This is a genomic window from Leptothoe sp. PORK10 BA2 (genome assembly GCF_034932105.1).
Taxonomy (GTDB): Bacteria; Cyanobacteriota; Cyanobacteriia; order Phormidesmidales; family Phormidesmidaceae; genus Leptothoe.
In genome coordinates this window covers 1-10067 of the sequence record NZ_JAYGIG010000072.1, presented here as the reverse complement: position 1 = coordinate 10067, position 10067 = coordinate 1, and the positions used below count along the sequence as shown (strand labels likewise).

7 protein-coding genes are annotated in these 10067 nt (G+C 43.7%); 3 read left to right on the top strand and 4 right to left on the bottom strand.

The annotated features are described in order from the left end of the window. Positions 1-213: 213 nt before the first annotated feature. Together VB741_RS13670 and VB741_RS26410 are read right to left on the bottom strand one after the other, a co-directional pair. Entirely contained in the window at positions 214-447 is a 234-nt protein-coding gene (locus tag VB741_RS13670) for a hypothetical protein (RefSeq protein WP_323365739.1), read from the bottom strand. After that, complete coding sequence (locus VB741_RS26410; RefSeq protein WP_442786359.1) at positions 444-689, bottom strand: NfeD family protein; 246 nt, start codon at positions 687-689, stop codon at positions 444-446. Before VB741_RS26410 ends, VB741_RS13670 begins: the two co-directional genes overlap by 4 nt. A 246-nt stretch (positions 690-935) precedes the next feature. Here VB741_RS26410 and VB741_RS13665 point away from each other — a divergent pair, with 246 nt between their 5' ends. The 3 genes from VB741_RS13665 (at position 936) to VB741_RS13655 (ending at position 6638) form a co-directional block, all read left to right on the top strand. After that, positions 936-4484 (top strand): NB-ARC domain-containing protein, encoded by a 3549-nt coding sequence (locus tag VB741_RS13665; RefSeq protein WP_323365738.1) that lies wholly within the window; start codon positions 936-938, stop codon positions 4482-4484. A gap of 169 nt (positions 4485-4653) precedes the next feature. Further along, a complete protein-coding gene (locus VB741_RS13660) occupies positions 4654-5901 on the top strand; it encodes an ISL3 family transposase (protein WP_323365737.1) in 1248 nt (415 codons plus the stop codon). Between the two features lie 59 nt (positions 5902-5960). Then, positions 5961-6638: a hypothetical protein gene (locus VB741_RS13655; protein WP_323365736.1), complete on the top strand. Its 678-nt coding sequence runs from the start codon at positions 5961-5963 to the stop codon at positions 6636-6638. Between the two features lie 21 nt (positions 6639-6659). On the opposite strand, the gene VB741_RS13650 is transcribed toward VB741_RS13655, so the two are convergent. Continuing rightward, the gene (locus VB741_RS13650) at positions 6660-9107 is read right to left on the bottom strand and encodes a tetratricopeptide repeat protein (RefSeq protein WP_323365735.1); all 2448 of its coding nucleotides are present in this window, start codon (positions 9105-9107) and stop codon (positions 6660-6662) included. Positions 9108-9300: 193 nt separating this feature from the next. Beyond that, positions 9301-9828 carry a tetratricopeptide repeat protein gene (locus VB741_RS13645; protein WP_323365734.1) on the bottom strand — a complete coding sequence of 176 codons (528 nt, stop codon included), beginning with the start codon at positions 9826-9828 and terminating at the stop codon, positions 9301-9303. Positions 9829-10067 lie beyond the last annotated feature (239 nt).

The following is a 10067-nucleotide window of genomic DNA, read 5'->3' as shown; positions in this document are numbered from 1 at the left end:
CACTGAGTTTGATGCGACCCTTGGGCTTGCTCAAGGAGGTTACCAATTCCTATATTTGGATTACGCTAGCTGATAATCTCTGTAACCTGGGAAAACTCTCTAATTTTTTAAGCCTGAGTAGTTACGACGCATCAGTGAATATAGTTTGCCGATCTCTTCTTGGTTTCCTTTGAGAAGGATACTTCTTAGCAGTGTTTACAGGTAGACGGTTATTCAGTAACGCAATGATTCAGTGATTACTGTAATGGCCAGCAAACAGAGCAATAAAATCAGTGCTCGTGCCAGAATCTGTTCCAGAAGAACGATAACAACTGCACTAATAAAGCTCATTTCCAGAACAATTGAAGCCATATAAGAGATCGTGCAACCTGCAACACTTAGCAGGAAATACTTGACTGCTCTGATGGCTAGCATCATCAACCACTTGCTGCTCTGCTGCCGTCTCATGACAATTCGCTCCGTTGAAGGAGTGGCTTAACCAGGAGCGTAAGTCCTTCTCGACCAACTACTTCGACCTGGTCACCAGGGTTTAGTTCGTTAAGTGTAGCGGTCTGAGATAGACGAGCAGGCCAGTAAGTGGTATAGAAATAAACCCGTCCAGGATTTTGGACTGTGACTTGGCGATCAATCCTGCCTTTTCTTTGGGATAGTGATAGTTCTTGGCTGGGGAAAGGGATTAAGCCGTTCATAATAATGTTCCTGCAAATGAAGTCGATAGGCTTACTATGCGGGAATATCCTTTTTGATTCGAGGGATCTTCGGAGGCTTAAGAGAAAGTTGGCAGAATTTTTGACTTGGTTTCCCTAAACCCTCTGCAAATAAGCATTACAGCCCAAAATCAAAGTCTATGGCAATCGCTTATTATCGGATAAGGTGCCGGAAAGTTTCCTTTAAGTTTCCGATTTTTCAAAGTTGCCATCTACCTCACTAGACCCATGAGCCGATCCCCCAAGCGATATCGAGGCGTTGTGCTAACCCAGCAAGGGATAGAACGGCTCGAAGCTGAGATCGCAACCGCTCAAAACGACGAAAAATACGGCAAGCGCTTTACTCAGGCAGAACTATCGGAACGGGCCAATCTTAGCATTAAGACCATTAAGAAAATTCGCGATCGCACCGCCCATGTGGATGAAGTATCAGTACGAACTCTATTCGAAGCGTTTGAGTTATCGCTGGAATCTGCTGACTATGGCCTACCTGAGTTGCCCCCATCATCATCGGAAAGTGAGCTAGCCTCTCAAGGTACTTGCATAACGCCCAAAATCGACTGGGGTGAGAAACCAGATACAGCGATTTTCTTTGGGCGCACAGAGGATTTAGTGACTCTGGACCAGTGGGTAATGACAGAGCAGTGCCGACTGGTGACACTGCTAGGAATGGGTGGCATTGGCAAAACGTCCCTGGCCGCAAAGCTGGCTGATCAGATTTACGAGCAGTTTGACTATGTCATCTGGCGTAGTCTGCGAGAAGCGCCACCATTAGATGAAATTCTGGTGCGGTTGATTCAGTTTCTATCTGACCAGCAGGAAACAGAGATAAACCTGCCAACGCGCCTGGGAGAACGTATCATTCGTCTGCTTCACTATTTGCGAGAGCATCGCTGCTTGTTGGTATTGGATAACCTGGAATCGATTCTGCAGGCGGAATCGGCGGGACAATTTCGCAATGGGTATGAAAGTTACGGGGAACTAATTCACCGAATTGGAGAAGCGGAACATCAAAGCTGTCTGCTGCTGACCAGTCGCGAATGTCCTCGTGAGTTGGCTCTGATGGCAGGGGCGCATCTTCCTGTACGTTTGTGGTCAGTAGAGGGTATTGACTCCGAAGCTGGACAGGAAATTCTGAAAGCAAAGGGATTGAACTTAGAGGATGCAGATAATCAGGGGCAGGAACTGATTCGTCTCTACAGTGGTAATCCTCAAGCACTACATCTGGTAGCCACGGCTATTCGGCGAGAGTATTTAGGAGATGTGGATGATTTTCTTGAAGAGGAGGGGGCAGCGCTTGAGGATGTGCGCAGCCTGTTAGACCAGCACTTAACTCGTCTGGCCCCGCTTGAGCGTTCTATCTTGTTCTGGCTCGCGATTAACCGTGAGCCTATTGGGATAGAGGAGTTGATGGAAGATTTGTTGCCGCCAGTGGCTAAACGAGATGTACGAAGTGCGTTAACTGGGTTGTGCGATCGCTATCTGATAGAAACCGTGGGCAAGCAGTTCACTCTGCAAAACGTAATTATGGAGTTTGTCACTAATCGATTTGTGGAACAGGTTAGCCGAGAGATCAACTCCCAGGAGTTTGACCTGTTGCACACTCATGCGTTGCTCAAAGCCATGGCCAAAGACTATGTACGAGAAACCCAGATTCGATTAATTCTAAACCCTGTTGTAATTGGGGTTGACAATCTAGAAACGCAAATAAATTGTGACCTGATAGCTGTTAAACAAAGCCCCTGTTGGTATCACGGCTATGCGGCAGGAAATCTGTTGAATATGCTCTGCCAAAACCAGTTTGAAGTGGCCGAACTCGACTTTTCCCAACTCACTTTGAGGCAAACATATTTGAAAGAAACACGTCTCCAATCCCTAAATTTAACCAATACCCAATTTGTTAAACCAGCACTCATCTATCCGTTTGACGTAGTCAATTCAGTTGCTTTTAGCCCAGATGGTCAGTGGCTGGCTTCTGGAAGCCGAGATGGAACTTTACGGCTTTGGAATATTGAGCAAAGGCTATGTATCCACTCCTTTGAAGGCCATACACATTCAGTCAGTTCAGTCACCTTCAGTCCGGATGGTCAATGGCTGGCTTCTGGAAGCCGAGATGGAACTTTACGGCTTTGGAATATTGAGCAAAGGCTATGTGTCTACTCCTTTGAAGGCCATGCACATTCAGTCAGATCAGTCACTTTCAGTCCGGATGGCCAGTGGCTGGCCTCTGGCGGTGGCGATAACAACCTTCGTCTATGGGATATCCAACAGCGGCAATGCATTCATGTCTTCACTGGTCATACAGATTGGATTCACTCAGTTTGCTTCAGTCCAGATGGTCAACGGCTGGCTTCTGGAAGCAGTGATGCGACTATCCGACTTTGGGATGTTAAACAACAACATTGCATTCATGTCTTTACTGGACACACTGATTGGGTTTGGTCAATTTCCTTCAGCCCGGATGGCCAGTGGCTGGCTTCTGGAAGTCGCGATAACACCATTCGCTTATGGGATGCTAAGCATAACCAATACTCTCGTACTATCAGTGGCCATACTGGTCAAGTTAATGCAGTTTCCTTTAGTCCGAATGGTCAGCAGCTTGCCACAGGAGGTGGTGATGCTACTGTTCGCTTGTGGGACGTTCAACAGGGCCAATGTATCCATATATTTACTGGTTTTGACGACTGGGTAGGGACAGTTATATTCAGTCCGGACGGTCAATGGTTGGCTTCTGGAAGTCGTGATGCCACCATTCGCCTATGGGATATTGAGCGTCATAACTGTGTCCATACTTTTACCGGCCATACTGATTGGGTCTGGTCAGTGGCATTCAACCCAAATGGTCAATGGCTGGCTTCTGGAAGTCGTGATGCCATTATTCGGTTATGGGATATGCAGCAAAAGCGCTGCGCTTATAACCTTGTTGGCCATACTGATTGGGTTAGAGAAATTGTCTTTAGTCCAAATGGTCAATGGCTAGCCTCTGCTAGCGATGATGCTACCGTAAGACTTTGGGATATCGAACAACAGTATTGTACTCATGTCTTTACTGGACACACTGATCAGGTTTGGTCTGTTGCTTTCAGTCCAGATGGTCAATGGCTGGCTTCTGGCAGTAGAGATGCCACTATTCGGTTATGGGATATCCAACAACAGCAATGCATTCATATATTTACTGGGCATACCGATAGAGTTACTTCAATTGCCTTTAGTCCAGATGGTCAATGGCTGGCTTCTGGCAGCGATGATAAAGATATTCGACTATGGGATACCAAACAACAGCAATGCGTCCATACTTTCAACAACGACATTGCCAAAATTGGAGCAGTTACTTTTAGCCCCGATGGTAAGTGGCTAGCTATTGGCACTATAGATACCAACATCCAATTGTTGAATGTTGAGCAGCGTCAATGTGTTCATACATTTACTGATCACACTGCTTGGATTAGGGCATTAGTCTTTAGCCCTGATGGTCAGTGGCTGGCTTCAGGTAGCGGAGATACAACGATTCGTCTATGGGATGTCGAGCAACACCAATGTGTTCATAAATTTACTGGTCACACTGCTTGGGTTAGGGCACTAGCCTTCAGCTCTGATGGCCAATGGCTAGCTTCAGGCAGTAGTGATGCAACTATCCAATTGTGGGACATTGAAACAAAAGAGCGTTTAGCTGTGTTACCCTTGCCTGGACCTTATGAAGGCTCTAATATTCATGGAGCCCGAGGGCTTACGGAGGCACAACGAGACTTGATGTTGGCACTTGGTGCAGTTGAATGAATAGCTATTGCGTTCCCCCCAAGTGCCCCGTAAACTGGTTTACGTTAGCTGAATCATGATACAAGAATTATGGCTCTTCCGGAATTCCCGTAAAGCCCCCCACATATAGTGCTATGTTCAGCCCAGCCCCTGTGAGATAATTGAGGTTTACGCTCCCCTATTCCCTGTTATGGATAACTCAATTCACATCCCCCTCGACTTGCCAGAGGTGCGTGTTTTAGAGACCACTAAGACAGAGCAAGGCGATTGGCTGATCCGAGTCGAGAGCACACAGCCTGGAACGAAATGTCGGCAATGTGGGCGTCAGATTACACACTTTCATGGCTTTGACAAAGCCCTTCGACTGCGGCACTTACCCTTATTCGAGGTGCCAGTGTTTATTGAGCTACGCCCGAAACGCTACCGGTGTGATTTCTGTGAGGGAAAACCCACCACTACCCAACGCTTGAGTTGGTATCAGCAGCGCAGTCCGAACACCAAGGCCTACGAGCAGTGGCTGCTACGAATGCTGATCAACTCAACGGTCTCGGACGTCGCCCGGACGTTAAATATCAGTGATGACATCGTCACTGGCGTGCTCAATCGTTGGGTGACGAGGCAGGTCAATTGGGATAAGTTCGAGCACCTTGGGATTGTGGGGATTGATGAGATCGCCCTCAAGCGAGGTCATCGTGACTATGTGACTCTGATTACAACGCCCTTGGAGCCCACCGGGGTTGAGGTGCTAGCGGTGCTAGGAGACCGCAAGAAAGAAACCGTGGCTGATTTCTTGGCCTCAATCCCACTTCGGCTTAAGGTCACCATCAAGCGGGTCTGCACTGATATGTACCAAGGGTTCGTCGGTGCAGTTCAAGCCCAATTGCCCTGGGCGAAGCTCGTCGTCGACCGATTTCATGTGGCTAAGGCCTACCGTGGGTGTGCCGACACAGTTCGTAAACAGGAGGTCAAACGGCTCAAACAGGAACTCTCCAAAGCCGAGTATGAGCAACTCAAGGGGGCGATGTGGCCCTTTCGAAAATCGCCTGACCGCCTCAAAGATGAGGAGCAAGCCTTACTGGATAGACTGTTCACCTATTCCCCAAAACTCAAGCAAGCCTATCAACTTCGAGAGGAATTGACCCAGATATTTGAGGGAGCTTACACGAAGTCCGGGGCCAAGTGTGCCATTCGCGCCTGGTGTAAGCGAGTGCGTAAGAGTGGAATTGAGGCTTTTGACGGTTTTCTGGGAACCGTGGAAACCTGGCTCGACAAGATCACCAACTACTTTCTCGAAGGACTCACGAGCGGCTTCGTCGAGGGTTTCAATAATCGGGTCAAGGTGCTAAAACGCCGTTGCTATGGCATCTTTGATGTGGCTCAGATTTTTCAACGGCTCACCCTCGATATCAATGGCTATGAGCAGTTCGCGTTCACCTAAACACTATATCTAGTAACAACCACGGGAATTCCGGAAGAGCCAGAATTATTTTTAGATAAATGGCAAAAATATCAATTGTACTGATCACAAAAGCTTTACTGGGTTGTTTAATACTTTGGAATAGTACTTTTTCCAAAAGTATTGCTCAAACCATAAAGAAAGATTCTTATTCTGTAACTATAAAGTTTGATTCTGACAACACTTTGGCGGGTAAACAACAAACTAATTTGGATATTGAATCTACAAACAGAACTACAAAACAGCTACCTCAAGAAGCACAGCTAACACAACCTCAGGTTAATCTATTAAAGGCTTCAGGGATTGAGGTTGTTATGCCAACTTACGTTCCATCTGAGTTTAATCTAGAGTATGTAAACGCTGAGTTAGCTCGTTATCAAGGGGTAGGTGGTGCGAGCTACCGTATCATCTTCCAAAAATATGATGTTGAAACTAGCCGAAGCTTTTGCTTTGCGATTGAGGCTACTAATGGAGGAATTGGGGATCTTCCTAGTGGGTTGGCTAGTTATTCTGTTGCTTCGCAAGAGCTTGGTGAAAGTACTCTAGAATATGGAATTTATGGTGAATCTTCACGTCCTACTCTTCTTGGAAATTGGTTAGGCACAGGTCCTTTTTATCGGTTTGTAGGCTCTGGAGTTTATTCCTCTTTATCCCGCTGTGACAACATAAGCGTGCAAGAGGCAATCAAGATATCTGAGTCTTTACAGTATTTACGTTAAAAACCGTTGTTAAACTGATTTTTACTGGGTTTTCCGAATTAGATTTTGAACTTCTTGATAACGACTTGTGTTCCCTTGAGCTTGAAATAAATCAGCAGCCTGACGTAAGTTCTCCAGTGCAGCGCGTTTATCTCCTCTACGAGCAAGTGCTCGACCACGGCTTAAGAAAGTTTCAGGGCTACCTTGCATACCAGCTCCACCGCAACAACCTCGATAGCATGGCCATTGGAGGTTTGACCATCCATAATCACCAATGGCGGCATTCTTATAACCAAAATGTTCGTAAATTCGTGCACGAATAAAGTAAGCTTCTGCAAATTCTGGATCTAAACGAATAGCTTGGGTTAAATCTTCTAAAGCTTTCTGATAATTCTGTTGATCAAATTCAGCAAGTCCACGAATTAAAAAAGTATCAGCAAGATAAGGATTAAAGTCAATCGATTTCGTAAGACTTTCTATTGCACTTGAATAGTTTTCATTTCTATATTGTGCTAATCCTTGACCATAATATGCGTCTGCATCCTGGGGATTAAGCTTAAGTACCTGTGCAAAATCTTCATTAGCCTTATCAAGTTTACCAAGTCTGAGAAAAGCAAATGCTCTGCTAAAAAAAACATCAGAATTCTGAGCATTTGAGTCAATCTGTTCAGAACTAAGTCTGAGTTGCTTTGTTGCCTGCTCGTTCCCAAGCTCATGTAGACCATATATGGATGTAGTAGATGTAAAGTAATAGCCACTATCAACATCTAGATAGAAGTGAGGGTTATTACGTACGTCACCTATTACACCACGACTACCACAGGTTCCAATTCCTGCTCGATAATACGTAAAAGCAAAATCATGATTCAATCTGATTGCTTCGGTATACTCTTCTGGAAAACTTTGCACATATTCTTTCAACCGTTCTTCAGAGATCTCTTCGGTTTCAAAGTATGATATGAATTCCTTTGCTTCTGCTATTGCGTAATAGGCCTCTGCGAAGTTTGGAGCGTAATTCAAAGCTTTGTACATATCATTAATTGTTGCTTGAATACGCTCGAAAGGACCGTCAGGAGAATGAAAGCCTCTTTCAAAATAGGCTCCTACAAATTTAGGGTCTAATTCTATAGCTTTACTATAGTCAATATATGAAGCTGTAGTATCCCAATTTCTATAATCATAATCAAAAGCAGGTAATGTATTACGTATAAGACCTCGATAGAAGTATGCTTCAGCAATCTCAGGATTCAAATATATAACTTGACTGAAATCTCGCAAAGCTCCTACAAAATCTTCGAGCTTAAAACGAACTTTTCCTCTAGCTAAAAAAGAGCTTACGTCATTAGGAGTTTGAGAAAGCACTTTGATAAATTCTTCTGCTCTCTCAATATCTGCTCCTGGTTCTATCTCTAAAGCTTGAACTATGTCTTTTATAGCTTTCTCATCTTGCCCAATTCTTGATTCAACTAAAGCTCTGTAATAATAAGCATCAGAGAATTTAGGATTTAGTTCTAAAACCTTAGTGAAATTTGAAATTGCTCTCTGCGCCTCTAAGAGGTTATTTTTCTGATCGATTTCTAGTTCTAGAAAGTATATATATCCACGGTAAAAGTAAGCTTCAATATATTCTGGATTATAGGAAATTGCATTTGAAAAATATTGAATGGCTTTATCCAGTGTTTCTGCACCGTACCATATATTATTTCTAGAGCGTGGTGTGTTTATTTTTCCATTAAAGTACTGATATTTCTCTAAGAGTTGAGGGCTAAGATGAAAATCCTCTAGATTATCTATCGTCTCTGGATTTGTTCCATATTTCGACAAATAAAAGCGAGCAAGTTTTTGATAAAAGAGATAAGCGAAATCAGGATTCTCTTGCATAAAATCTCTATGGCGAGATGCAATTTTAAGGTTATCTTGCTGATATGCTAATCTAAAAGGGTCTAACTTAATGACCTCAACAAAGTCTTTGACTGCAGCATCTAAATCACCTAAATCACCTAAAACAATAGCTCGCTGAAAATATGCATCTGAAAACTGTGGAGATATTTCAATTGCAGAGCTATAATCATTTATTGCTTTTTGGTTTTCCTCAAGACCATAAAAAGCTTCCGCCCTTTTGAAATAAGCTTCTGCATAATTGAGATTGATTCGAATAGCTTCACTATAATCTTTAATAGCCCCGTGCAAATCTCGATAAGAGCGCTCCCTCCCTCGTTCAAAATAAGCTTCAGCATAATCGGGATCCATTTGAATAGCCTGAGTAAAGTTAGCTATTGCTAAATTGGGATCAAACCCAGCATTTCCAGTGGTGAAAGAAAGCCCCTCAATAAACTCATCTACTGCTGTACGTTCTATAATCAGTTGCTGCGGTGTTTGACTTTGGGCATTGGGAGAAAAAGCCCATATATAAAAATAGGCTGTAAGGCAAAACCCTATAATTCCTAAAACTATTGATACGTAGAGCCTTTTAGGTATCCTAAGGTTCATCTTTAACTAATTAGATAAATAACTCTGCCTACTTTTATACTTCAATAACTAGGTCTTTTCAATGTAAATAAGTGCTTATGCAAAATTATTTACAAAACAGATTTTGAATAACTACCGAAAGTCAGACTACTCAGTCAAAGTCTCTTGAAAGAAATTTTGCATGCCTACTTAAGAAGGATTGTAATTACTTTGGTTATTGAGGAGCCAATTGATTGGCAGTAGTCAATACTCTTCGATAATCGGACATTTCGGCTCTTGCTCTAAAAAGTCTCGCAGCTTGTTGCAACTTTCTTAAGGCAGCATCCCAATCTTCTACACCCATAAAAGCACGCCCTTGTTTCTCTAATTCGAAGGGATTGGCCAATGGCTGCATACCACCGTTGCTGAGTCGAAAAACTCCATTAAAACAGATAGCTTGCGGATGTAGAACAGTGGCATGAGCAAAATCAACGTTCGCCTCTTTGGCATTCGCGAGTTTACAGTGGGCAAACCCTCTGCGGTAATGAGCATCATGGTCATCGGGATCCAGTTGAATTGCTTGCGTAAAAGATGAGATCGCTTCTTCCCAGTTTCCCTCAGCATAATAGATTAGACCTTGCTCATAGTAGTCATCAACAGTCATTGAATTAAGTTGCTGAGCATTGCTAGAGGGAAACACTAGACATGAAAATAAAAAACAAAGAATAACAACCAACAGCTTCAAAGTTCGACTCATAGCCATAATTGTTTCCCCATGTACATCACTTGTAAATGCCTCAATTAATTCAGAATTCTCACATAATTCGTTTATCGTATTTCTCTAATCCGATTCAGAGATTCTTGATATCGAGCCAAATTGTAACTACTCAGGCTGGGGTAGGAGAGTTATAGGGTTTCCAGAGAACAATCCCATGAGGGCATCCAGAACGTTATGCCCCTGTTTGCGTAGAGTGGATAGGTAACCGCGAATACGGCAGAACA